The sequence below is a fragment of the Haloarcula sp. CBA1129 genome, assembly GCF_008729015.1.
Classification (GTDB): domain Archaea; phylum Halobacteriota; class Halobacteria; order Halobacteriales; family Haloarculaceae; genus Haloarcula.
Genome location: NZ_RKSM01000001.1, coordinates 640,811 through 665,459, shown reverse-complemented (window position 1 = coordinate 665,459; position 24,649 = coordinate 640,811). Strand labels below are relative to the sequence as shown.

The 24,649-nt window shown below is 62.5% G+C and carries 24 protein-coding genes; 10 read left to right on the top strand and 14 right to left on the bottom strand.

Annotated elements, in window-relative coordinates; genetic code table 11:
* Positions 1 to 17: 17 nt before the first annotated feature.
* Positions 18 to 1,553, bottom strand: a complete 1,536-nt coding sequence (locus tag Har1129_RS03280) for a hybrid sensor histidine kinase/response regulator (protein WP_151099363.1) — start codon at positions 1,551 to 1,553, stop codon at positions 18 to 20.
* Between the two features lie 131 nt (positions 1,554 to 1,684).
* Between Har1129_RS03280 and Har1129_RS03275 the strand changes: the two genes are divergently transcribed.
* Entirely contained in the window at positions 1,685 to 2,437 is a 753-nt protein-coding gene (locus tag Har1129_RS03275) for a TrmB family transcriptional regulator sugar-binding domain-containing protein (protein WP_151099362.1), read from the top strand.
* Positions 2,438 to 2,494: 57 nt separating this feature from the next.
* Here Har1129_RS03275 and Har1129_RS03270 read toward each other — a convergent pair whose 3' ends face one another.
* Positions 2,495 to 4,768, bottom strand: a complete 2,274-nt coding sequence (locus Har1129_RS03270) for a CDC48 family AAA ATPase (protein ID WP_151099361.1) — start codon at positions 4,766 to 4,768, stop codon at positions 2,495 to 2,497.
* Entirely contained in the window at positions 4,768 to 5,013 is a 246-nt protein-coding gene (locus tag Har1129_RS03265) for a hypothetical protein (RefSeq protein ID WP_151099360.1), read from the bottom strand. Before Har1129_RS03265 ends, Har1129_RS03270 begins: the two co-directional genes overlap by 1 nt.
* Before the next feature lie 147 nt (positions 5,014 to 5,160).
* Here Har1129_RS03265 and Har1129_RS03260 point away from each other — a divergent pair, with 147 nt between their 5' ends.
* The gene (locus Har1129_RS03260) at positions 5,161 to 5,937 is read left to right on the top strand and encodes an alpha/beta fold hydrolase (protein WP_151099359.1); all 777 of its coding nucleotides are present in this window, start codon (positions 5,161 to 5,163) and stop codon (positions 5,935 to 5,937) included.
* 21 nt (positions 5,938 to 5,958) lie between these two features.
* Here the strand turns inward: Har1129_RS03260 and Har1129_RS03255 are convergent, their stop codons facing one another.
* From Har1129_RS03255 to Har1129_RS03240, 4 genes are all read right to left on the bottom strand, one after another.
* Entirely contained in the window at positions 5,959 to 6,645 is a 687-nt protein-coding gene (locus Har1129_RS03255) for a protein sorting system archaetidylserine synthase (RefSeq protein ID WP_151099358.1), read from the bottom strand.
* 72 nt (positions 6,646 to 6,717) lie between these two features.
* Complete coding sequence (locus Har1129_RS03250; RefSeq protein ID WP_151099357.1) at positions 6,718 to 7,410, bottom strand: metal-dependent hydrolase; 693 nt, start codon at positions 7,408 to 7,410, stop codon at positions 6,718 to 6,720.
* A gap of 191 nt (positions 7,411 to 7,601) precedes the next feature.
* A complete protein-coding gene (locus tag Har1129_RS03245) occupies positions 7,602 to 7,898 on the bottom strand; it encodes a hypothetical protein (protein ID WP_151099356.1) in 297 nt (98 codons plus the stop codon).
* Between the two features lie 14 nt (positions 7,899 to 7,912).
* On the bottom strand, positions 7,913 to 8,437 hold the full coding sequence (locus tag Har1129_RS03240; RefSeq protein WP_151099355.1) for a DoxX family membrane protein: 525 nt from the start codon (positions 8,435 to 8,437) through the stop codon (positions 7,913 to 7,915).
* Positions 8,438 to 8,659: 222 nt separating this feature from the next.
* Here Har1129_RS03240 and Har1129_RS03235 point away from each other — a divergent pair, with 222 nt between their 5' ends.
* From Har1129_RS03235 to Har1129_RS03225, 3 genes are all read left to right on the top strand, one after another.
* Positions 8,660 to 10,123, top strand: coding sequence for an RtcB family protein (locus Har1129_RS03235; RefSeq protein ID WP_151099354.1), 1,464 nt, complete (start codon positions 8,660 to 8,662; stop codon positions 10,121 to 10,123).
* A 55-nt stretch (positions 10,124 to 10,178) separates the two neighbouring features.
* Entirely contained in the window at positions 10,179 to 10,595 is a 417-nt protein-coding gene (locus Har1129_RS03230) for a universal stress protein (protein ID WP_151099353.1), read from the top strand.
* Between the two features lie 158 nt (positions 10,596 to 10,753).
* Entirely contained in the window at positions 10,754 to 11,548 is a 795-nt protein-coding gene (locus tag Har1129_RS03225) for an RIO1 family regulatory kinase/ATPase (RefSeq protein ID WP_151099352.1), read from the top strand.
* 17 nt (positions 11,549 to 11,565) lie between these two features.
* Here the strand turns inward: Har1129_RS03225 and Har1129_RS03220 are convergent, their stop codons facing one another.
* From Har1129_RS03220 to Har1129_RS03205, 4 genes are all read right to left on the bottom strand, one after another.
* Complete coding sequence (locus tag Har1129_RS03220; RefSeq protein WP_151099351.1) at positions 11,566 to 12,474, bottom strand: DMT family transporter; 909 nt, start codon at positions 12,472 to 12,474, stop codon at positions 11,566 to 11,568.
* 145 nt (positions 12,475 to 12,619) lie between these two features.
* Positions 12,620 to 13,105, bottom strand: a complete 486-nt coding sequence (locus Har1129_RS03215) for an SRPBCC family protein (RefSeq protein ID WP_151099350.1) — start codon at positions 13,103 to 13,105, stop codon at positions 12,620 to 12,622.
* 63 nt (positions 13,106 to 13,168) lie between these two features.
* Positions 13,169 to 14,425 carry a Glu/Leu/Phe/Val dehydrogenase gene (locus tag Har1129_RS03210; RefSeq protein ID WP_151099349.1) on the bottom strand — a complete coding sequence of 419 codons (1,257 nt, stop codon included), beginning with the start codon at positions 14,423 to 14,425 and terminating at the stop codon, positions 13,169 to 13,171.
* Positions 14,426 to 14,738: 313 nt separating this feature from the next.
* On the bottom strand, positions 14,739 to 15,122 hold the full coding sequence (locus Har1129_RS03205; protein ID WP_151099348.1) for a DUF5658 family protein: 384 nt from the start codon (positions 15,120 to 15,122) through the stop codon (positions 14,739 to 14,741).
* A 286-nt stretch (positions 15,123 to 15,408) separates the two neighbouring features.
* On the opposite strand from Har1129_RS03205, the gene Har1129_RS03200 reads away from it, so the two are divergent.
* Positions 15,409 to 17,415 carry a PKD domain-containing protein gene (locus tag Har1129_RS03200; RefSeq protein WP_151099347.1) on the top strand — a complete coding sequence of 669 codons (2,007 nt, stop codon included), beginning with the start codon at positions 15,409 to 15,411 and terminating at the stop codon, positions 17,413 to 17,415.
* A gap of 16 nt (positions 17,416 to 17,431) precedes the next feature.
* Here the strand turns inward: Har1129_RS03200 and Har1129_RS03195 are convergent, their stop codons facing one another.
* Complete coding sequence (locus tag Har1129_RS03195) at positions 17,432 to 18,307, bottom strand: class 1 fructose-bisphosphatase (RefSeq protein WP_151099346.1); 876 nt, start codon at positions 18,305 to 18,307, stop codon at positions 17,432 to 17,434.
* A gap of 268 nt (positions 18,308 to 18,575) precedes the next feature.
* On the opposite strand from Har1129_RS03195, the gene Har1129_RS03190 reads away from it, so the two are divergent.
* Positions 18,576 to 19,433 carry a 3-hydroxyacyl-CoA dehydrogenase family protein gene (locus Har1129_RS03190; protein WP_151099345.1) on the top strand — a complete coding sequence of 286 codons (858 nt, stop codon included), beginning with the start codon at positions 18,576 to 18,578 and terminating at the stop codon, positions 19,431 to 19,433.
* Between the two features lie 93 nt (positions 19,434 to 19,526).
* Positions 19,527 to 20,675 carry an acyl-CoA dehydrogenase gene (locus Har1129_RS03185; RefSeq protein ID WP_151099344.1) on the top strand — a complete coding sequence of 383 codons (1,149 nt, stop codon included), beginning with the start codon at positions 19,527 to 19,529 and terminating at the stop codon, positions 20,673 to 20,675.
* Here Har1129_RS03185 and Har1129_RS03180 read toward each other — a convergent pair.
* Both Har1129_RS03180 and Har1129_RS03175 read right to left on the bottom strand, forming a co-directional pair.
* Positions 20,672 to 20,926, bottom strand: coding sequence for a hypothetical protein (locus Har1129_RS03180; RefSeq protein WP_151099343.1), 255 nt, complete (start codon positions 20,924 to 20,926; stop codon positions 20,672 to 20,674). The two genes, Har1129_RS03185 and Har1129_RS03180, sit on opposite strands and share 4 nt — an antisense overlap.
* An 85-nt stretch (positions 20,927 to 21,011) precedes the next feature.
* A complete protein-coding gene (locus tag Har1129_RS03175; RefSeq protein ID WP_151099342.1) occupies positions 21,012 to 21,302 on the bottom strand; it encodes a PadR family transcriptional regulator in 291 nt (96 codons plus the stop codon).
* Between the two features lie 87 nt (positions 21,303 to 21,389).
* On the opposite strand from Har1129_RS03175, the gene Har1129_RS03170 reads away from it, so the two are divergent.
* Together Har1129_RS03170 and Har1129_RS03165 are read left to right on the top strand one after the other, a co-directional pair.
* Complete coding sequence (locus Har1129_RS03170; protein WP_129755114.1) at positions 21,390 to 21,677, top strand: hypothetical protein; 288 nt, start codon at positions 21,390 to 21,392, stop codon at positions 21,675 to 21,677.
* Between the two features lie 290 nt (positions 21,678 to 21,967).
* Positions 21,968 to 24,634 (top strand): alkaline phosphatase PhoX, encoded by a 2,667-nt coding sequence (locus Har1129_RS03165; RefSeq protein ID WP_151099341.1) that lies wholly within the window; start codon positions 21,968 to 21,970, stop codon positions 24,632 to 24,634.
* The last annotated feature ends 15 nt before the right edge of the window (positions 24,635 to 24,649 follow it).

The window sequence follows — 24,649 nt, the reverse complement described above, 5'->3', positions numbered from 1 at the left end:
TACGGCCAGCCAAGGCGCTACCGGCCGTTCGCTGACGGGCGCTGGACATCGGCTATGTCCAGACGGACCCGTCCCGTCGATTCATTGGAGAGGGTTATTTCCCATCCGTGGCCGTGTGCGATTTCCCGAATGACGGCGAGGTGGAGCCCCACGCCTTCGTCGGTGGACGCGTAGTAGAGTTCAAACGGCCCCTCGTTTCCCACCTCCAACGGGGGACCGTCGTGTTCGAGGGCGAATCCGCCAGATGTGTCTGTGATCGTTATTGTTCCGGTGTTGCCCTGCTCCGTGGCGAACCGGAAGAAGTTCTCCGCAAGCTGACACAGCCGGCTGCTATCGGCCAGTACTGTCTCGGTACAGTCGATTTCGATGGTCGACCTATCGGTGTCGACCGTCGTCCAAGCGTCCGCCATCACGTCGGAGAGCGCGACTGGCTCGACAGTGTACTGTCTGCCGCCCTGTCTTGCGATTTGCATGAGATTGTCGATGAGAAACGACATACGGGTGTGGCTGCGCTGGATGGCGTCGAACTCCTCGGCGGCATGCTCAGTGGCTAACAGCTCGACCCGACCCATCGCGGCTTGGAGCGGATTCCGGAGCTCGTGTGAGATTATCTGTGCGAGCTCTCGGAGTCGCTCTTTTTGTTGCTCCAGTTCCGTCGTCCGCTGCCGGAGCGCGTCTTTCGTCTGGCTCGCGTCGATAGCCAGCGCGATATTGTGACCGACCTCCCTGAACGTGTCCTGTTCTTCTGTGTCGAAGATATCGACACGGTCGGCGTACACTCCGAGGACGCCGTAGGAAGTCCCATCGTACACCAGTGGGACAGCGAGAACGCGGACACAGTCCGTCTCCAGTGCGTCTGTGTCGTCCCCGAGCGCTGCTGGGTCGAGGTCTGCAACGACAAGTCGGTCCTCCGATTCGGCGCGGCGCAACGGCTCCGGCGCGGTAATGGTAACGCTGTCGCGCTGTGAGCCCAGCGCTCGAACGACCGGCCTGTCGTGCTGACAGGTCACCGTACAGGCATCGCTGTATCTGTCTGTGCCCGCCAGAACGGCCGTGACATCGCGCTCGATGTCCATCCGTGACTGTGAGCGAACGAGGGCCTGATTGACCAGTCTGACAGCCTCGTTGAGCTGTTTTCGCTTGTTCGCCCGCTGACGGGCCGGGCTGGAAGCGACGGCCGCGTCAACCTGCGCCAGTAGGCGCTGGTGAGCGTCGTTCACTGTACTCGGAACGTAGCCGAACACGTCGCGGCTGTAGGCCTCGCGGGCGATGTCACCGTTCGTCACCTCCGCAAAGAGGACGACCGGGAGTTCGGGGTGACTTCGTCGCAGTCGATCGAGAAGGGTCAACCCACCGAGGTACTGTGTTCCGTCCGGGTTCTCCACTTCGCAGTTCGTGACGACACAGTCGGTGTCGTAGTCGCCGAGCGCACACTCCAGACCACGAACACCGTCGAACTCGTGGACGGTCAGACCACTGTCCCGGAGCATCGAAATCGCAGCCCTGTCCTGACTCGGACTGCGCACGAACAGGACGGTGGGCTGTGGCTTCATCACTATTCCGAGGAGACACACGCATAAAGAAGTTACACCCTGTCCTTCTCTACAGGTGACACTTTGGCCGTCTCAGCGACGCTACGGCCTATTTCAGGGGACGATTTATACACACAGCAACGTATTCTCTGATGATGGCACAACCCGGGCTGGAAACCCATCGGACCCAGTCGGCAGTCATCGAGGCGATACAATCACTCATTGATAGTGCCGAAGAGAGCCTCACGATTGGGGTCCCAAAATCAGCCCTCCCTGTGTTTGTGCCACAGCTCAGCGCCGCTATCGAGCGGGAGACACTGGTGTTGTTACTGGTCCATGGCGACGCCTCAGCGCCGACTCCGGCGTACGAGAAAATCGCAACAGCGGTCAGAACAATCGAGAGCGGCATCACCCCACTACTCGTGACCGCTGATATCCAGCGCGGACTCACGGGGCATGCCGGACTGCTGACTGACTCGGGTGCGGACTATCAGGCGACCGAGTTCGATAACGAGAACCTCGCACACGACGAATTCACGATGTTCCTCGGCACCCACTGGCTGATGGGGACGGAACGCTACGTCGCTCCCGTGTGTGCGTTCCCGCGGACGTTCTCCGCGTTCCAGTTCGCAGTACTCATGGCGGCGCTGGCGTTGCGCGCAGGGACGCCGATCACTGCTCGTGCGCGGGTAATCTCGACTGCAGACCGGACAGAGACGACGATATCTGGACCAGTGATAAACGCTCGGCAGAGCCTCGTCTACCCTGCATCGAGCAAGAACCCGGCCGAGCGGTCACTCACCATCGAGACCGATGACGGACCGGTCACTGTCGGTGGGGCCGGGGCCACGAAGGAAGCCTACGAGTGTCTCGAAATCACGCTGGACAGCGCTGACAACGAGTGACTCGGCGGGCAACGCGCCCGTACTACGCAAAAATCAGCGTCGGTGTGGTGACCGTCGCTACTGGAAGGTGCGGCTGGCCGTGCTCTCGTCGGTGACGCCGGGTTCGGCCCGGTCGAAGCGCTGTTCGATTTCGTCGTACCGCTCGCGGGTCTCCTCGGTGACGCTGGGACCGACTTCCTTGAGCGCGTGCTCGAAGTGGTCCATCGTCACGCGGACGTTGCTGACGCTGTCGCCGATCTCTTCGGGGTCCACGCTGTTGATGAACTCCCGGGTCGCGGCCATCGACGCCTCGCGGGCGACCGCTTCGATGTCCGCGCCGACGTAGCCGTCCGTGCGGCTGGCCAAGTCGTCGAGGTCGACCCCGTCGGCCAGTGGCTTGTCGCGGGTGTGGACTTGGAAGATGGCGCGCCGAGCTTCCTCGTCCGGGACGGGCACGTGGACGTGCCTGTCAAGGCGACCGGGGCGCAGGAGCGCGTCGTCGATGAGGTCCGGCCGGTTCGTGGTCGCAACGACCACGACGTTTTCCATGTCCTCGATGCCGTCAAGCTCCGTCAGGAGCTGGGAGACGACGCGTTCGCCGACGCCGGAGTCGGTCGTGCCACCACCACGTTCGCCGGCGATGGAGTCGATCTCGTCGAAGAACACCACGGTCGGGGCGTTCTCGCGGGCCTTGCTGAACACTTCGCGGACGCCCTTTTCGGACTCACCGACGAACTTGTTCAGCAGCTCCGGTCCCTTCACGGAGATGAAGTTGGACTGGGCCTCGTTGGCGACGGCCTTCGCCAGCAGCGTCTTCCCCGTGCCGGGCGGGCCGTACATCAGTACGCCCTTCGCGGCTTCGAGGTCCATCGACTCGAAGACGTCCTCGTACTCCAGCGGCCACTGGATGGTCTCCCGGAGCCGTTCCTTGGTGTCTTCGAGCCCACCGACGGAGTCCCAAGTAACGTCCGGGACCTCGACGAAGACTTCCCGCAGCGCGGAGGGCTCGATGCCCTTCATCGCCTCGCGGAAGTCCGTGTCGCTGATCTCCAGCCGTTCCAGCACCTCGGCGTCGATCTCATCGGATTCGAGGTCGAGTTCGGGACGGATGCGTCGGAGCGCGTTCATCGCGCTCTCTTTCGTGAGGGTCGCGAGGTCCGCACCGACGAAGCCGTGGGTGTTCTCGGCGTAGTTCTCGATGTTGATCTCTTCGGAGAGAGGCATCCCGCGGGTGTGGACCTGCAGGATTTCCTTGCGGCCCTCCTTGTCCGGGACACCGATCTCGATTTCGCGGTCGAAGCGGCCACCGCGGCGCAGTGCCGGATCGATGGCGTCGACGCGGTTCGTCGCGCCGATGACGATGACCTGCCCGCGCTCTTCGAGCCCGTCCATCAGGCTGAGTAGCTGGGCGACGACGCGGCGCTCCACGTCGCCTTGAGTCTCGCCACGTTTGGGCGCGATGGAGTCGATCTCGTCGATGAAGACGATGGCTGGAGAGTTCTCCGAGGCTTCGTCGAAGACCTCACGGAGTTGCTCCTCGCTCTCGCCGTAGTACTTCGACATGATCTCCGGCCCGGAGATGGTCGTGAAGTACGCGTCAATCTCGTTTGCGACGGCTTTCGCCATCAGCGTCTTCCCGGTGCCGGGCGGGCCGTGCAGGAGGACGCCCTTTGGCGGTTCGATCCCGAGCTGCTGGAACAGTTCGGGGTGGCGCATCGGCAGCTCGATCATCTCGCGGACCTGTTCGAGCTCGCGGTCGAGGCCGCCGATGTCCTCGTAGGTCACGTCGGGCGTGTCGCTCGCTTCGGGCGCGCCCTCACCGCTGTGGACCTGCTCGGCGGGCATCTCGCTGACCTGAATGTCCGTGGAGTCGGTCACGACGACCGTTCCGGAGGGTTCGGTCTCCGCTATCTTCAGCGGGATCTTCTGGCCGGACATCGAGGAGAGCGGTCCGAGCCCGAAGCTCACCGGAACGGTCTGGCCTTGCGTGACGGCCTGCCCGCTGAGGTTGTTACGAATCATCGGGCCGACGTTGCCCCGAACCCGGAGATTCTGGGGCAGCGCAACGGTGACCGAGGTCGCGGGGTTCACGTCGGCCTTCTCGATGTCGGCGTGGTCGTCGATACCGACGTTGGCCTCCTGTCGGAGCTGGCCGTCGATACGGACGATGCCCTTCCCCTCGTCCTCGGGGTAGCCGGGCCAGACCCGGGCGACTGCGCGGCTGTCCTGTTGCCCCTCGAGAACGATGTAGTCACCGTTCTCGAGTTCGAGTTCGTCCATCGCGGCTCGGTCGATTGCCGCGAGGCCACGGCCGGCGTCTTTCTGTTTGAGTGGTTTGACAGTAAGTCTCATCAGTAATCTCCCTCGCTCTCTGACAGTTCGATAGTGAGAACCCCGTGATTGATAAACGCTCGTGCGTCTCCAGCGGGCACCTCCTGTTCGTACTGGTGACCGTCAGCGACGACGATGACGGTCCCGTCGACCACATCGACACTCGCATCGGCGGCAGGTCCCACGTCCGCCGCGAGCACGACGCTGTCGGCGTACTCGAATCGGCGGAGGGGCGTCTCGTCGAACAACTGCTGTTCTGAAGTCATGCTAACTCAAAGTAAGCGTGATAAGTATATAAACCTATCGCCGAAATACGCCGTACGGCAGGAAAATACAGGAAGTTGCTTGAATGCGGTTCACACTGCAATTGGGCGCGCCAACCTTTTATCCACACCGCTTCCGAACGGTGTCACATGAAACAGGTCAGCCACGGTGGGCGAGTCACAGCGTACAGACAGACGCAGGCTGCAGCTTCGGGCCCGACAGCGTTGTATATCCATGGCAGCGGCGCGACGCACCGCGTCTGGGGCCGCCAGTACGAACCGTCCGGGCCGACCCAGCCAGCCGTCGCGCTGGACCTGTCAGGTCACGGGGGCTCAGATGATATCGAGACTGGGGCTGGGACCGCGACGCTCGACGCCTACGCAGACGATGTGGTCGCTGTGGGGCGGGAGACGGGTGCGGATGTTCTGGTCGGCAATTCGCTGGGCGGGGCCGTCGCCCAGTGGGTCGCGCTGGAACGGGACTGGTCGCCCGAGGCGATGGTTTTGCTCGGAACCGGCCCCGAACTCCCAGTGTTCGACGGGCTACAGGAATGGCTCGCCGACGACTGGGACCGCGCCGTCGAGTTTCTGCACGAGCGGGACCGCCTGTTCCACGACATCGACCACGAGGCCCTTGCCCGCTCTCGCGAGCAGATGGCTGTGGTCGGGCAAGCGGTGACCCGCCGCGATTTCATGACCTGCCATACTTTCGACGTCAGCGACCGACTCAGCGAGATTGACGTGCCCGTGCTAGCTGTCTGTGGCGAGCACGACAAACTGACTCCGCGTGCGTATCACGAGACGCTGGCAAGCGAGATTCCAGACGGGGAGGTCTCGTTCGTCCCTGACGCTGCCCACCTTGCGATGGTCGAACAGGCCGAGACGTTCAACGACATCATGGCGTCGTTCATCGAGGGCGCGATCTGATCGGCTCCGAGTGCTAGAGGGCTATTCTCCGGGGTAGACCCACGGTCCGAGCGCAAAGAACAGTAGCGCGATGGCGAGCATCGCCCGCGGCCCAGCCTTGAACAACGCCGTTGGCGCGACGACGGCGACCGCCTGCACGACACCCATCGGAACCGCGGTTTTCGGCCCCGGCTTGGGGTAGTCGAAGGGCGCAATCATCGCCAGCGAGAGGCCGAGCGCGCCGACGCTCAGCACGAGCGGGTCCGTGATACCGCTCAGATAGGCCGTCGCGATGATGATACTGCCCAGCGTGTTCGGCATCCCCGGCCGCTCGTCGGGGGAATCGAAATACGTCGAGTAAAAGGCCGTCCGGACGATGGAACAGACGACGTATGCGGAGGCGAGCAACGTTATACCGACGAACACGGCCGGATGGGCCGATTCGATACCGCCGTAGGCATCCGTCAACAGTACGTACAGAAAGAGACTCGGTGTCGCACCGAACGAAACCACGTCGGTCACGGAGTCAAGCAGCGGGCCGACCGCTGAACTGTCGCCGTTCCGGGCGACGATGCCGTCGATTGCGTCGGCGATGACCGCCAGCAGAATGAGCCGAGCGGCCATGTGTAGGTCGGTGAAGGCGATGGCTCCGGCGACGAACCCGACGACGGCGTTGCACAACGTCACCGTGTCGGCGACACTGAGTCGTCGGCGTACCTCGAAGCCCATGGTTCCCCGGTTGGCCACGGTATATATGAAGGACTCGAAAGCGAACGCCCCGCAGTGTCGCCCGGTCGACCGTCACTCCTCCGGGAGGTCGTGGCCGATGACGAGGCGAGCGGCAGTGGCAAGCGTCCCAACGACGAGAACGACCAGTTCCCAGCCGCTCCGGGCGATGGGGAACACGCGGTCGACGTTCTCTGGCTCGGACTCCCCGGGATTGGGGTCGATACCCGTACTCATCTGTACCTCGCTGGAGTTGCCCATCGACTGTGTGGTCGACCCGCCGCTTCCGCCGCTCCCACCGCCGGCAGCGCCCTGAGTGGTCGGCTCAGGCAGTTCGACGAACGTCTGGACGATCCCGCGCTGGCTCGAAAGTTCGAGGTGGCCGCTGAGCTGGTAGAACTGGTCGTACAGCGGCCAGAAGAGGTTCGCACCGCCTGTAATCAGGTCCAGAAGAACGTGGCCCACCGCATACACCACGACACAGAACCAACTGACTCGAACACCGTAGGCCCCCCAGCGGCCCTTGATATACGAGTCCTCGCGTACGTACAGGTCCATCGCGATAAGGAGCGCCAGCACTGCCGGGATGACGAGGTTCGTCGTCGCGGCCCGGTGGCCGGCCTGCCAGTAGAGGCCGATGAACGCGTCGACATCGGGGAACGTGACGACGAGTATCGACAGGAGAAGCGACCGCTTATCGAACGCAGCACCCAGCAGTGTTGCAGCGAGTAACCCAACAAAGGCGTAGTGAACCACCAGCGATGGCATATAGATATCAATACCACCACAGAAATGAGCGTTGTGGTGGGCTCTATCAGAATTAGAAACTACCCCACTTGATTAATAAGACCACAGTAAATACGTTGTTAGTGGGGAGCCGGTGGGGTGGAACGGCACCCATTATCACTTCTGCTAATGGAATCGACACGCCGAGTCAAAACAGCGAAAACGAGAACTGCTCAGTCAGCCGTTATTTCGTGCTGTGCCGCGCCCGCCTCGTTCTTCACTGGGGCGACGAGCCTGTAGCCCCCGTACAGCGCAAGGACTAGGATACCGGCGAGGACTAGCCCGGTCCGGAGCGTTGGATCGACCATCGGAGTCGCGATGATCTCGCCGGCGTCGTTCGTCAGTGGTGCCGCGCTGTAGGGCTTCCCAGCCAGTATCTCCACGATGCCGAGGACGACGACGCCCAGCAGCATCAGTCCGCCGCTGAGTGCCATCGCCGCTTTGTCGATGACGGTGGTGTGTTGTTGCATTGGTGGTCACCTCGTTACCCGAGCAGGTACCGCAGTTTCGGGTGTCGTTCGACCAGTTTGGTCTTCTCGATGATGGCGTCGAGGCCGTAGTAGCGGCCGGTGGCCAGCACGATCATCGTCATGAACAGCAGCAGGCCCATGAAGTCGCTGTTGACCAGCCCGTGGCCGAAGCCCGCGTTGCCGATCCAGAACAGGGCCATGAAGAAGACCCCGAACACGGATGCGAGCCTGACCAGCGCGCCGACCATCAGTCCGAGCCCGATGAGTGTCTCGCCCAGCGGGACCATCGCCTGAATGAGCCAGCCCAAGTGTTCGCCCATCAGCACGGGGATCGGCCCGAGTGCCGTGCCAGTCATCTGCCTGAGATACGCCGGCCCGTAGGTGTAGGCCAGCCCGTCCTCGATGAGCTTCGTTACGCCTGCGTGGAAGAACCACCAGCCGGTTACGACACGCAGGAACGCCAGCCAGCACGCGGTCCACGCCCCGCCGAGCTCTAATTCGAACTCGTCTGCCAAGGGGTTCGCCGCTTGATAGGACATCTGTGTCACCTCACAGATGGAGTTTCGCACTACAATGATATATAAAGGAGCGAGTGTTCCTACCGAGTGAAAACCCATCTCAGCGCCTGAGAAGAGAAATATCAGCGATTTAGCGTATCACCATTCGTTCGGCTGAGGGTTTTTATTTGGTCCGGAGGGGAGGCAGCCACTCACAGGCCACCGTGAGGTTCAAACCCTCCATGCAACTACGATACGACACCAATGGTACTCGAACTGACGGGCGAACACACCACGGCGCGGGTGATGGTCGACGACGAATCGCTCGTCGAGGCCGGGTGTCGGGAACAGATCGAGACGCTCATCGATCACCCTGCGTTCACCGAACCGGTCCGAATCATGCCGGACACGCACTGGGGAGCCGGTGCACCGATTGGCTTCACGATGCCGCTGGGCGAGCGCGTCGTCCCGAACATCGTCGGCGTCGACGTGGGCTGTGGCATGGCTGCGACGAACCTCGGACCGGAACTCCCGCTCGAAGACGCCGAACGCGAGCGCCGCGTGCGCGAGGCAGTCCCGATGGGCCGGTCGGTTCACGACTACGACGACGCCCCCCATCTGGTCGAGGAGTTCCCGTTCGAGCGGGCCAACCGCGTCTTCGAGCAGTTCGACGCGGCCTACGCCGACCGCTTCGGCGAGCACATCGACCCCGTCGAGTTCGACTTCGACGGCTACGACGGGGACTACTTCGAGGCCCTGTGTGACCGCGTGCTGGCAGACCAGCGGCAAGGAATGGGGTACATAATCAAGAGCGCGGGGACGCTGGGCGGCGGGAACCACTTCGTCGAGTTCGGCCGAGCGCGGGAATCGGGCGACTACTGGCTGGTCATCCACAGCGGCTCCCGGTACCTCGGCAAGTCCGTCGCCGAATACTGGCAGTCGACAGCGACGGATCGCCGGACAATCGGCGAAATCCGCGAGCAGATCCCAGAGGAGTACGTCGAGTACCTGAAGTTCGACCCCGATACGGTCGAATCACGGGACCTCTACGCGTGGGTCACCGGCGGCATGGGCGAGTCCTACATCCGGAAGGAGCGACTGCGCCGCGAACTCGACGGCTCCGACATCGAGGACGCCTTCGACGCGCTGGGACAGGTCCAAGACGCCATCCACAGCAGCGACGACGAGGACCGCAACACGGACCTCGACTGGCTTGAGGGCCGGGAGGCCCACGGCTATCTGGTCGATATGCTGTTCGCCCAGCAGTACGCCCGCTGGAACCGCGAACTGATGAGCAACGCAATCTGTGACGCCATCGGAGTCGAGCCCGTCGACCGCTTCCAGTCGATTCACAACTACATCGATTTCCGCGATCTAACCATCCGCAAGGGGGCGACCCCGGCCCGCGACGGCCAGCGGCTGCTGGTCCCGTTCAACATGGCTGACGGGTCGATTATCGCACGCGGGAAGGGCAACGAGGAGTACCACCAGACCGCGCCACACGGTGCGGGTCGCGTGATGAGCCGTCGGCAGGCCCACAGCGAGGTCGACATGGACGAGTTCGCCGCGGCGATGGACGGGATTTACTCCGAGTCCGTCATCGAAGGCGTCCGCGACGAAGCGCCGATGGCGTACAAGGACGCTGACGCGATTCTCTCTGCTATCCAGCCCACTGCAGCAGTCGTCGAGTCCATCGATGCCGTCCACAATCTGAAAGCGACGGAGTGAGCGAACCTGTTAGATCGGCAGAAAGTGATTTGGATGCGAAGGCCCTGTGTTCTGTATGACCATTCTCGTGGCTATCGCCAACGATTCCGTCTCTCAGGCGGTCATCGACACGGCGGTTCGGCTCGCCGATGGGCTGGACGAGGAACTGTACGTTGTCCATCTCGTCGACGGAGACACTGCCGACGGGACGGCCAAACAGCTTCGGGACGAGATGCGCGACCGGTTCCGTGATGCCACCATCGTGGCCACGGTGGCCATCGAACACGTGGGTCGGTCCGCGATGCGGTCGGGCACGAGGGTGGGCAACGAACTGCTCGAACTCGCGGCCGATGTGGACGTTCGTCACATCGTCATGGGCCACGAGCCGAAGGGGCTGACCGGCCGCATTCGGGAGGGCGACGCCGCAGTCGCCGTCATCGACGCCGCCGATGTGCCGGTTACTATTGTCCCCGAAGCCTCTCCCGATGTGTGAGAGTCAATAGAATTGTTACAGGCCCAGCTCCCGGCTGAGTACCATCCGGTGTTCGCCCGGCACGTCGAACTCCATACTGACTTCATGACCTGTGTTCACAAATACCATGCGAGGGCAGACACAAGCCATTTGCCCCTCGGCGGCCTCCCCTAGAGGGAATGGCGTTCCGGCGACTCCTCCGTGGAACGGTCCCTTGGGAGCAACTCGAAGGCGTGGTACGGGCGGTGATAGACCGGTACGACGAGCCCGCGGCCCACGTGGCGTTTCTGGAGGCGGACAACTGGCTCTCGACGCCGCTGGTCGTCAACGACCAGTGGTTCGTCAAAGTCATCACGGAACAGAACTCGCTTGTCCATACCCTGCTTACCGCCGGCCGCAACATCGGCGCGTTTTCCTCGGGGACAGAGGGCTTTTTCGAGCACTTCGGGACGCCCTACGAGATGGCGGAACACGAACTGGCGGCGACCCGTCGGATGCGGGAGATCGGTGTCAACGCCCCTGAACCCATCGAGGCCTTCGAGTACGAGGGAATGGGTATCCTCGTACTGGAATACATCCCGGACTTCGAGCCGCTGGACAACCTTTCACCCGAAACGGTCAAGCGACACAGCCCGGCGGTGTTTGACTTCCTCCACCGGATGCACGATGACGGCCTCGCCCACGGTGACTTCCGCTGTGAGAACGTGCTCGTGGCCCACGACGACCTCTACTTCATCGATGCGACGAGCGTCCGGGAAGCGGCAATCAGGGACGCCCGCGCCTACGATCTGGCCTGTGCGCTGGGCGCGTTGGAGCCGCTTATCGGTGCGCCGGCCGCCGTCTCAGCCGCCACGCGGCACTATGACACGTCCGATCTGCTGGCCGCGGAGGAGTTCCTCGATTTCGTCAACATTCGCCCGGACCACGACTTCGCCGCCGCCGAGATACGCGGGGCTGTGGAAAAACGCGCATAGGGCGGGTCGGACTGCTCTCAATCCGCTGGTGTCGCTCCGACTGCCCGACTTCTGGCGACGACACCGATACCGACAAGCACGACGGCTCCGCCGGCGATGGTCGCTGGACCGGGTATCTCTGCGAGCAACAGCAGCGCCAGCAGCGCGCTGCCGACCGGTTCGCCCAGCAGCGAGACGCTAACCATACTTGATTCGACGTGTGCCAGCGCCCAGTTGAGAACGGTGTGTCCGAACACGCCGGGACCGACAGCCATCGCGAGAAACAGCGCCCACTCCCGTGGCGGGTAGCCGGTAACGGGGTGGCCCGACGCGATGACGAAGACGAGGAGGCATATTGCGGCCACGCCGTAGACGACGGTTACGTAGGGAATGAGGGGGAATCGCTGGCGGAGCGAGCGTCCGGCGAGCACGTAGCCGGCGGCCATGACGCCGCCGACGAGCGCCAGCGTATTGCCGTACAGCGGACGCGCGCCGATGGCACCGCCGCCGAGCAGTTCGCCGATTGACATCACAACAATGCCGCCGATGGCGACGAGTATGCCCGCCGTCGTGCCGCGCGTGACGCGCTCGTCCAGCAGCGCCCACGCGCCGACGGCGACGAACAGCGGCTGGCACTGGACCAGCGTGACTGACGCCGCGACGCTCGTCCACGCCAGACTCTCGAACCACGCGGCGAAGTGAACCGCGAGTGCGACACCGGTCGCCGCAGCCGCCAGCACGTCCCGCCCTGCAAGGCGTGCGAACGCCGACCGGTGCCGTCCCAGCGCCAGCGGAGCCAGCAGCGCCGTCGTCAGGAAGACCCGATAAAAGGCCGCGACTGATGCCGCGGCCGCGCTCCAGCGGACGAGAATCGCGCTCGTACTGACTGCAAGCACGGCAACAGCGAGCGCGATTCGCGGGTCGATTCGTGGCTCGGTCACGACCATCTCGCTCCGTTAGAGCACGGAGCCGTCACGGCCCAATCAGGTACCGTGACAGCGCGTCCACTCATCCTGTGGCAGTATCCGACACGGGAATAAAGAAACACCGGAGACCATAGTCGGGGCCGTGCTGTCCCCGGGCAGGGCCGAGTTACCCTTCCAGTAGTTCTTTCGTCTGCTGATGGCGATACCGGAACATCGGCTCCATCCCGAGACAGCCGAAGGGGCCAAGCGCCTGACCAAGCGGTCCGCCGGGCAGTTCGAACTCGACGTGGTCGTGGACGAGTGTTTCCCTGTCGCTCAGAGCCTTGAACGTGTGCGTGTGCTCCCAGTGGGGGAACGGCCCCTCTTCCATCGCGTCGCGGAACATGGCCTCGTCGTCGCTCTCTTCCCGCGCGACGATGTTCGAGACCCAGCGCTGGCGCGGCGGCACGCCGAAGGGCTTGATCGAGGATTCGACGACCGATCCAGCGGTCAGTTCCTCGGGATTCGGTTCGCCATCGGGTCCCCGCTCTGCCTCGATGCGGATGTTCATCCAGTCGGGCGTCAGTGCGACCAAGCCATCGCCTGTCGCGTGGAACTTCCAGACCTCCGACAGCGGGGCTTCGACACGAACCTGCCGCTCGTAAATGTCCATACACACAGTAGGGACGGCGCTGGCAAAACACCCGCGATAGGCGCGACCGATGCCGGAACGGGGTCAGGGCCAGATGCCGCCTTCCTCCGCGGCAGCGACGACGCGCTTGATTGCGACGACGTACATCGCCGTCCGGAAGTTCGGCGCGCCGGTCTCCTCGTAGGTATCGACGAGGTCGTCGAACGCGTTCGTGATGATGGTCTCCAGTTCGCTGTTGACCCGCTCTTCGGACCAGTAGAACCGCTGGCGGTTCTGGACCCACTCGAAGTACGACACCGTGACGCCGCCGGCGTTGGCGAGGATGTCGGGGAACACAGCCACGTCGCGCTCCGCGAGCACGTCGTCCGCGTTCGGCGTCAGCGGGCCGTTTGCCGCCTCCACGACGATGTCGGCCTGAACGTCCCGTGCGAGGTCGCCATTGATAGCGTTTTCGAGCGCCGCCGGAACGAGCAGGTCTACGTCCATCGTCAACAGCTCTTCATTCGTCAGTTCCTCTGTCGCGCCCTCGTAGCCGGCCAGTGACCCGGTCTCGCTTTTGAACGCCTTCGCGTCGCGCGCGTCGAACCCGTCGGGGTTGTAGACGGCACCGGACGAGTCCGATGCTGCGACGATGTTCGCGCCCAGATCTTCGATGAGTTTCGCCGCGACGGAGCCGGCGTTCCCGTAGCCCTGCACAGCCACCGTCGCGTCTTCGATGTCTTTGCCGAGATAATCGAACGCTTCGCGTGCGGTGAGCATCACGGAGCGGCCGGTGGCTTCCACGCGGCCTGCGCTGCCGCCTGACTCCGGTGCCTTCCCGGTGATGACGCCGGGTTCGGTCGTGTTTTCCAGCGTCTCGTAGGTGTCTTTGATCCAGTTCATCTCCCGCTGGCCGGTGTTGACATCGGGCGCTGGGATGTCCCGGTCCTCGCCGATGATCGGTCGGAGTTCCTCCGCGAACGACCGCGTTATCCGCTCGATTTCGTCGGCCGAGTACTGGCGCGGGTCGATCTCGATACCGCCTTTCCCGCCGCCGTAGGGAATGTTTACCGCAGCGCACTTGTACACCATCCAGCCAGACAGCGCCTTGACTTCATCGCGTGTGACCTGCGGGTGATAGCGGATCCCGCCCTTGTACGGTCCCCGATCACCGTTGAACTGTGACCGATAGGCACGAAACACCTCGACGGAGCCGTCGTCCATCTCGACGGAGAGATTCGTCTCTAGCACTCGTTCGGGGTGTTTCAGCCGTTCGAGTACGTCGGTCGAATATTCGAGGTAGTCCGCCGCGTCGTCGATCTGTTCCTGTAAGCTCTCAAACGGGTTTACCTCAGGCGACATACGGGTATTGACTCAGACTGTGGGCAAAAGGGTACCGCCGTCCATGGGATTCATCAGGCGAAAGATACCCACAACGGAATCGATTGGCAGACCGATTGTCTGTGATTGAGCGCCAGTCATCCCCGGCCACACGATACGTACGGGGTCGAGAGTTCCGGACAGGCAACTGACCAAAGATGAGGACCGTGATAGCGTTACGATACGGGTCGACGCCCACAGCAAGGGCAACACGCTCGTCTGTGCGTTCGAACGGACGGTGTTGGTTCCAGCGAGCGAACAACTAAAACCGGGGGACGGAGCGATCTCGGGATGGCTACAGGCTAATCAGGAGGGCCGCGTTGATCACGACGGCCGCCATCCACGGGAGCGCCAGTCCGAGCGGTACCACGACGCCGCGCTGATCGCTCAACAACCGGCGTGTCGCCCCAGCCAGCCCCAGCACGCCGATCTTCGTCAGTCCGAGGACCGCGATTCCGAACGTCTCTATCGCGGCTCGCATTACCGGATTCCCCTCGTGAAGCCCGTGCTGGAGACCGATGTGTGTCAGCCACACGTCGATGATGAGCGTCACGGCGACGACCAGCCACAGTTCTCGCTCGACGGCTGCAAGTTCGTCGAGCAGGGCGCTACACCACCCGTCGATGGTCCCTATCAGGACCGTTCGGTCCGTTGTAAACACGTCACCCTCCGCAACCACGCCCCCACGTGGTCTGTTAGCTTGTTTTCACCCGTTGTATTAAATACACAGTGTTTACTACTGAAACGGAGGGAGTAGGGGCTGTATACTCCCGGGAAACACAATGCATGAGCCGCCGCGGTTGCAGTCCGAGACTCGTCCCGTGTTTCTTCACGAGTCGATTGCGATATTGACTTTCATCTCACAGCAACGGTCACAAAGCTCAGAGCAGTTATTCCATGTGCGATTATCACCTCGTATAATCGTGGCACACCATTGATATCGGGTGCCCGAGTACCGACATAGTATGAGTGCCAACGGTTACTCCCGGGTGACGCCAATGATACTCGGGAGTCCGCGCCGGTGGCTCCCGCTTCTAGCTTTGCTTCTCGCGGTCCCGCTTCTCATGCCGATTGCGACAAGCACCGTTGTAGCCGAAGACACTGAACCGCCAGTGTGGGGCAACGCGACGCGGGGCGACGACACGACTATCGAGGTCACCATCTATGACGATGAGTCAATAGACACAAATACGATTCAGGCAAGCGATTTCACCCTGACCGCAGGTGATGTCGAGAACGTCTCTGTCACGTCGATCAGCGCAGCGGAAGGGAACAAAAGCGGGGCCCGGGTGTCGCTACTTCTTGCGGACAAGGTAGACAAAAACAATGTCTCAGTCGGTCTCCGGAACACTGCAAACATCACAGACACTGCGGGCAACAAACTCCCAGATGGGACAGTTACCGCAACCGGGATGGATGCTGTCGTACCGAAATACCGGGATTTCAATGTCACGCGGGTCAACAGTTCGACCGCCGAAATCACTGTTGAGACACATGAACGACTAGATCAACTACGAATCTCCGTCGGTGGGGCAGCACTTGACACGCTCAACATCTCAGGGTTCACCGAACGTACCGGTAACTCGGCCGTCTACACCCGGGAGTACACCTTCCCTGAAGAAGGGGAGTACTCACTGTTGCTGATGTCCGTGCGGGATCGGCATGGGAACAACAACTCCTTCAGTCGGCAGCGGACGTTCCTCTATGATGGCACTGGACCGAACGTCACCGTTGCCGGTCCGGAAAACGCGACAGTCGGCGAATCGGTGACGTTCTCCGCGGCAGAAACGACAGACGACCAAGGCGTTGCATCTATCCAGTGGCAGGTGGGGGATGACACGATTCTAACTGGCGAGAACATCACCGTCGCCTTCGCCTCGCCGGGCAATCACGAGGTAGCAGTGACGGCTACCGATCCATTTGGGAACACGGAGACAGTGACCAGAACTGTGTCTGTGACGGGGAATGGTACCGCCGGAAATGTGACCGTACAGCAACCGAATGCGACCGTTGCAACTGTCTCAGTGAATGGGACCGGGCAGGCACAACTGATCGAGCCACGAGTGGGGGCACTCACCAGCGGCCCGAACGGAACACTGGAGCGGCTCACAGCAACGTTCCCTCGCAATGAGTCCGCGACACTCACCATCCGCTCACGTCAGCCTACGCCGTCGTTCGTGGCTGCAAACAACCACACCGGCGTCAGTCAGTTCGATATCGACCACGGCTCGGTTCGTGCCGAGGACGTGACGTTCACCTTTACTGTGGACCGTGACACGCTTGCGGCAGTCGCTTCGGAACCGAGTGCTGTGACGCTGTTTCGGAACGGCGATGGGTGGACACCACTAGCAACTGAGATTGTCACCCAAAGCGAGTCACACATCGTCTACCGCGCTGTGTCGCCGGGCTTCTCGACGTTCGTTGTGGGTGTTGAGCGGCCAACAACGGCGGATACAGATCCGGAGACGGAAGCAAACGGCTCGGAAACGCCGACGCCTACACCTGAAACGACTGAGACGCCAACAGAAGATACCGGGAAGCCGGACATCGTGGTTACAAACGCCACGGCCGTTCCATCGACACTTGGCCCCGGCGACCGGACAGTCATCACCGTCGAACTGGAAAACCGGGGGACAGCGAGCGGCGATCATAACGTGATCGTCTCGCTCAACACCTCCGTACTGACAACGCGGACGGTTACTGTCCCTGCTGGTGAAACGCGAACTACGGAGTTTGCCCGCTCAGTGCCCGAAAACAGGACTGGAGGTCTGACCGTTGACGGGCAACGCGTCGGGAACGTGACGGGTGACAGCGGTGGCCTCCCGATTCCAGCGCTCCCGTCAATCGGGGTTCCGAACCCGCTCTCGCTGTGGCCCGATGGCATCATTGGAACCGCGCTCGGTGGGCTACTGGGCGTCGCTATCGGGTTGTACGGTGTCCTCAAAGCGCTCGCAATCTATCTCGGCTACTGAACCGTAGAATCAGACCTCAGTCGAGGGAGGCTTCAAGCCGGTCGATCAGGTCGTCGTTCCCGAGATACAGTGGCGTCCGCTCGTGTAGCCCGTCAGGGTCGATTTCAAGCAGCGACTGCTCGCCGTCGGAGGACCGGCCGCCGGCGGATTCGAGAATGTAAGCCATCGGCTGTCCCTCGAACTGGACCCGGAGCTTTCCTTCGGGGCGTGACTCCAGTTCGGGGTACGAGAAGATACCGCCATAGGTGAGCACCTGATTGATGTCCGCGACCATCGCCCCACCGTAGCGGAGTTTCAGCTCGTGGCGGACCTCTTCGGCGTAGGATTCGAACTCATCCGTCCAAGAGTCGACACCGCCGCCGAACCCGAACACTGTGGGGTCTTCAGGGACCGACACGTCATCGTCGACGACCCGCTTGTCGCCGTCTTCGAGGATGTACTCGCGGACGCTGCCGTTCCGAGCGACGATCATCGAGGTGATCGGGCCGTAGATGACGAACCCGGCGGCGAGGAGATTGGTCCCGACAGTCGGCGGCTGTTCACTGTAGACGCCGAAGATGGTCCCCATCCCACTGTTGGGTTCGAGGTTGCTCGACCCGTCGAGGGGGTCCATCGCGACGTGGAGGCGACCGTCCGTCGTTTTCACGTCCGCGCGTTCTTCGCTGGCGTAGGTGGCAACGCCGTCGATGTCAAGCATCCGCTCCTCGAACAGCTCATCAGCGCGCAGGTCAGCCGCGAGCTGGTCGTCGCCGGTGGGGTTGACGGAGTTGCTCTGGCCACGATAGTCGGCAACAGCGCGGCGGACGTCCGGTGTCGTCGCGACGATGGTGTCGATGACTTCCGTGACTGTCTGCTCGGCTTCGGTGGTCGAGATGTCGAGTGACTTACTCATTTGTCAGATGTAGGGGGCAGAGACTGGCGCTGGTGACCAGTCGAATTTTTCTCCGAGCCTGCTGCCCGCAGGGTCTCTCATCATCAGTTCGTTCTCCGCCACACCATAAGTATCTTTTTGCTGACATTTACTACATTTCGAGTGAATATTCAGCCGCGGGGCAGTGCTTGCCGCTAAGCCTGTGACAGATTACCTCGAAGGTAGTTCCGTCCCGGGATGATCCGCTACCGTCGGCAGACTTACACGACCACCGGACGAAGACGCGGGCATGCATCTCGAAACAGTCGACACCGTCGGCGTCGTCGGAGCAGGAACGATGGGCAACGGCATCGCACAGGTCGCGGCGACAGCCGGCTACGATGTCGTCATGCGCGATGTCTCAGAAGAGTTAGTTGCCGCCGGGTTCGAGGAGATCCAGTCGAGCTTCGAGACGCTCGTTGCACGCGACACAGTGACAGAACAGGAGGCGGAGGCGGCAACAGCCCGTATTACGGGCACCACCGAGATGGACGACCTCGCAGATGCTGACCTCGTCGTCGAGGCCGTAACAGAAGACATGGATCTCAAGCAGTCTGTGTTCGAGGCCCTCGACGCCGTCTGCGGGCCGGACACGGTGCTGGCCAGCAACACGAGCACCCTCTCGATTACGACTATCGCCAGTGTCACCGAACGGCCCGAGCAGGTCCTCGGACTGCACTTCATGAATCCCGTGCCGGTGATGAAAGGCGTCGAGCTCGTCGTCGGCGAGAAAACCAGCGACGAGACAGTGACGCTGGGCCGGGAGTTCTCCCACGACATCGGCAAGGAGACTTGGGAGGCCGACGACAAGCCCGGGTTCGTGGTGAACCGCGTGTTGATGCCTTGGATCAACGAGGGTATCCGGGCGTACGACGAGGGCGTCGCCGACAAGGCCGACATCGACCGCGGGCTAACCCTCGGGACGAACGTCCCAATGGGGCCGCTTGAACTGGCTGACCACATCGGCCTCGATGTGGTACTCGACGCCTCTGAAACGCTTCATGAAGAGTTGGGTGACCGCTACAAGCCCGCATACCTGCTCAAACGGAAAGTCGCGGCCGGCGACCTCGGGAAAAAATCCGGACGGGGCTTTTACGACTACGACTGACTCGGCGACAGACAGCGGCAGGTCGAGTACGAGACCCAGCAACGGGCCGGGCGTTGGCCAACAGTAAAGACCCAACCCGCGTTAGAATCTCTCATGGACTTTAGCCCCACACAGGAACAACGCCAGATACAGGAAATGGTCTCGGAGTTCGTCGATGACGAGGTCAAGCCACGGGCGGCGGAAATCGACGAGACCGACGAGTTCCCGTGGGATCTCGTCGACGAGATGGCCGACCTCGGCCTGATGGGAATGCCGATCCCGGAGCAATACGGCGGGGCCGAACTGGACTACCACAGTTATGCGATGGCGCTGGAGGAGATTTCACGGGGCAGCGGCGGGCTCGGCACAATCGTGGCCGCGCACATCTCGCTGGCCTGCAACATGATCTACGAGTTCGGCGACGAGTCCCAGAAAGAGACCTACCTCACGCCGCTGGCCGAGGGCGAGGAGATCGGTGCGTTCGCCCTCTCCGAAGCGGGCGCGGGCAGTGACGTGCCGGCAATGGACACCACCGCCGAGTCGGTCGACGGCGGAGACGCCTATCTGGTCAACGGTGGCAAGCTCTGGATTTCCAACGGCTCCGTCGCCGACACCGTCGTCCTGTTCGCCAAGACCGACCCCGAGGCAGGTAACAAGGGCATCTCGTCGTTCATTGTCCGCCCCGAGGAGGACGACGGCTTCATCGTCGAAGGGACCGAGCACAAGCTCGGTGACAAGGGCTGTCCGACCGCCGAACTGCGGTTCGACGAGATGCGTATTCCGGCAGACCGTATGCTCGGTGAGGAAGGCCGCGGGTTCGTCCACGCGCTCAAGACGCTCAACGGCGGGCGTATCACTATCGCGGCCCGCGGCGTCGGTATCGCTCAGGCCGCGCTGGACGAGGCGCTGCAATACGCACAGGACCGCGAGCAGTTCGACCAGCCCATCAGCGACTTTCAGGCCATCCAGCACAAACTCGCTGACATGGACACGAAGACGCAGGCCGCCCGCCTGCTGATGCATCAGGCAGCCGATAAGAAGATGGCCGGCGAGTCGTTCGTCAAGGAGGCCGCACAGGCCAAGCTGTACGCCTCTGAAGTGTCTCGCGAAGTGGCGAACGAGGGAATCCAAGTCCACGGTGGCTACGGCTACACGAAGGATTTCCCGGCAGAGCGGTTCTACCGTGACGCCAAACTCAACGAGATCTACGAAGGGACCAGCGAGGTGCTGCGCAACACTATCGCGAGTGAGCTTCTCGATTAGGGGATCGAGAGAAGCCCTTCGACGACCACCGCGCGCGTGAAGTAGAACGGTTTGCCGTTTGCGCGATGGCGGTTCGCACTGATAGTCCCCAGCGCGAGGAGCACCGCCACGCCGACAATCCCGGCGAGCATCCCGACAATTTCGGGCGGCTTGATTGTTGTGCGTGCGAACACGTACGTCGCAATGCTTGCAAGCGCCGCGAACGGGAGGGCGTCCAGACCTGCCAAGAGGAGTGACCGAGACAGGGACATACCTGTATTCTGTGACAGCGCTCGGCAAAAGGATACCCCATCAGTAGCGGCACAGCAAGATTCGGACGGGCGGCAAACAGGGGCGTCAAGCTGTCTCGCCGAGCGCCTCCCGCATCCACTCGAACTGCTCTCGAAGCCGTTGCTCACCGGCCTCGGTCAGCGAGTACTTATCGGCGATACCGTCCTCGCGATGGGCGACGAACCCCGCCGATTCCAGCGCGTCGAGCGCGCCGTAGAAGCTCTTCGGTTCGATTCGCGTGTCATAGCGGCGTTCGAGCCGCGTCTTCAGTCGCTGGCCGGAAAGTTCACCGTCCTCAGCGGCGGCCAATAGGACACACATGTCGCGTCGGCGGCCGCTCTGGAGCCACTTCGCCATGGGTGTCCGGTCACAGCCGCCCGGTTTCGCGTTTGCGGTTCCGAGCGGACCGCCAAGTTCGCATACCCCCGGTCCCTAGAGCCGTCGATGACCGACTCCGAACTCCCCGTCGAGGCGTCGGCTGACGGTATCACGGCGACCTATCGGGAGACAGACGAGGAACGGCTGTTGACCTTTGAGAGCGACGGCGGGAGCGCCGCGGTCGCACAGAATATCGAGGGCTACGCGATGCTGAAGGTCCGACCGACCGCTGACGGCGACGAACTGGAACGATACTACGGCTTCGACATGGCGCTCGACCACGCAGCGGAACTGCTCGGTGTGTCCCCGAACGCGCTTCCGGTCCCCGAGCCGGCTGCCGACATGGGGATGTAAGCGCCCGTCTCGCCCTCCACAGCGACTACTTGTTTGACTCGTGACTCGGTAGGCAGCGGTATGATACTGTGTCGACCACTGAACGTGGTGCTGGTACGTAGGTGAGTACGAATCGGTTCGTGAGCGACTGTCACCAGAGGTATTCAGCACGTATCCTGAAAAAATAGCACTATTTCAGATATGTCTGATACAGTAGCAGTACGTATAGAACCGAGGCAACAGGACCGCTCTAAATACATCATACGGCTATTATAAACTTGCTTTAATAATCACTGCTACCCCTCACTCGCATGGTCGATTTCACTCGACGGCAGGTGCTTTCACAGTCGGTGGCTGCTGCGCTTGGGGCCAGCGTCATCGGCGTGGCAAGTGGCGAAGAGGTCGACGAATCAGACACACCCGGCGCACCGAGCGTCGCCGGGAGTCTCAAGCGCTTCTCGACAACGGCGTTCGGCGCTGAAGTGACCGGGCCGTTCGTCTTCGAGGACGGGTCACTTCTGTACAGTCTCCAGCACCCGGAAGGAGAGAACCCCGAGCCGTTCGAACGGGCCGCAGTGGGCTATTTCAGCGGCTTCCAGTTCGAGTTCGACGGGAGTAACGACGACTTCCCGGAGGTGGGGATTCCGGACACTGAGGAGAAACAGCGTCGGGTTCGGTCCGCGGCCGGTGACTACGAAATCCTCGTGCAGGGGCGCGAACCGATCAACGGCGGGGAAGAGCGGCTCGGTGTGGTCCAGACGCCAGACGGGACGGAGATCACACAGGAAAACTTCGCCGGCACCCAGTACGGCGGCGCGGCGACGAACCCCGACTGTAACCAGTTCGTCTCGACCAACGACGCGGGGACCGAGGGCTACCTGTTCACGAACTGGGAGAACAGCCCCGGCTGCGTCTCGCGAGTCCCGCTCAGTCAGGACGAGAACGGCGAGTGGAGCGCGGATACCGAGAACGCGATGAACCTGACCAACACCGAGTCGCTCCGTGAACACGGCGGGACGCGGATCAACTGCTACGGCGATCTCAGTCCGTGGGAGACGATGATCTCCGCCGAAGAGAACTACGCACACCCCCGCGTCAGCCTGACAGCGACGGTAAGCGACATCGTTGAGGCGGGGTCGGGCGAGGGGCTCATCGGCGGCTGTCAGTTCTGGAACCGGCCGAACCCGAGCGAGATCTCGGGCGCAATCGAGTCCTACGCCGAGCGCGGCGACCTCGACGCGAACTTCGGCCCGCAGGGCTACTGGGCGCTGACCGGTGTCGAATTCCTCGCGTACTACCTCGGTGCGGAGCGCGACGATCAGGGGAACGACGAGAACCTCGACACGACGCTTATCGACGACGTGTACCCGAACCCGTACCGCTACGGCTACTTCGTCGACTTCCGGGAGCCGACCGCTGACGAACCCGAGGCGGTCAAGTACTACGTGATGGGGCGGGCCTCGTGGGAGGCACCCGACATCGAAGGCGACCAGCGGACCGTCTACGGCTGCTCGGACGGCGATAGCAAGGGCATCTACAAGTTCGTCGCCGACGAGCCGATTCCGGAGTACGACGACCCGATGGACGTCGCCGGGACGCTGTACGCGCCGAAGATCACGAACGACGCGGCCAACGTCGCCGAAGCCGGCGACCGGAACTCCCCCGCACAGACCCCGCTCGACATCGAGTGGATCGAACTCGGCCACGCCACCAACGGCGAGGTCGAGTCTTGGGTCGCCGAGTACGACGACGTGACACAGGCCGACTACCTCAGCGCCCACGCCGACTGGGAAGCGGGCGACGAGGTGACCGAGGAGATAATCAAGCAGGCCGACCTATCTGTCATCGAGAACGGGAACCGAAACTACATCACGAACGAGGAAATCGTCGAGTGGGCCGAGCAGTACGAGGCGAACGGCCCCGACGGCGTCGACGAAGACCTCCGGCGCGTCCCGTTTCTGGAGACCCGCGCGGCCGCCAAGGAAATCGGTGCATCCATCGAGTTCAACAAGGCCGAGGGTGTCGACAGCGTCGACGACTCCCAGCCCGGCGACTTCATCTACTTCGGCATCTCGGAGTTCAACGACGCGCTCGTGGACAACACCGGCGACATCCAGATGGACCGCGTCGACGGCGGCGTCGTCTACCGTGGCGTGCTGGAGTCAGACTACAACGTCTCGACGCTCGAACCGGTCATCACCGGCCCGGACTTCACTGATTCCCCGGAAGACGCGAACGATGCGCTCCGGAACATCGACAACGTCTACACGATGCGCGACGGCCGCGTGCTCTGCTGCGAGGACGGCTTCGGCGGCCCCGCCCGCTCCTACCCGAACGACGGCCTCTACGTCTACCAACCGAACGTCGTCGTCAGCGCCAACTCCGTCGCGGTCGGGAGCGGGTCGACGGGCAGCGTCCCGCTGACCGCCTCGTCGCTCCCCGCTGGCTTCTCCGGCGCTCGGCTCACCGTCAGCGTCTCGAACCCCGAAATCGCATCTATCACTGGTGTCTCCTTCCCGGATGCGCTCGGACTCACCGAAAGCACCATCAGCGACGACGGCTCGTCGGCGACGATCCGTGTTGCCGATGTCAACACGAACGTCCAGTCCGGCGCGATGGACGTGTCACTCGCAACGCTCGACGTGCGCGCCAACGGCGGTGGCACGGCAGACCTGACCGTCTCTGTCGAGCAAATGGACGACGAGAGCGGGACCGACATCCAAGCAGAGACGCGAAACGGCATCGTCGTTGGCGGCCCACAGACAGTCGTCGGCGACGCCGCGCCGACCGACCCCGACGGCGACGGCCACTTCGAGGACCTCAACGGCAACGGCCGTCTCGACTACGAGGACGTGCAGGTCCTGTTCTCGAACATGGATTCCGACAGTATCCAGCTAAACACCGGTGCATACGACTTCAACGAGAACGGCAAGATCGACTTCGCGGACGTGACCGCGCTCTACGAAGAGGTCAACTGACGACAGCGACCGAGT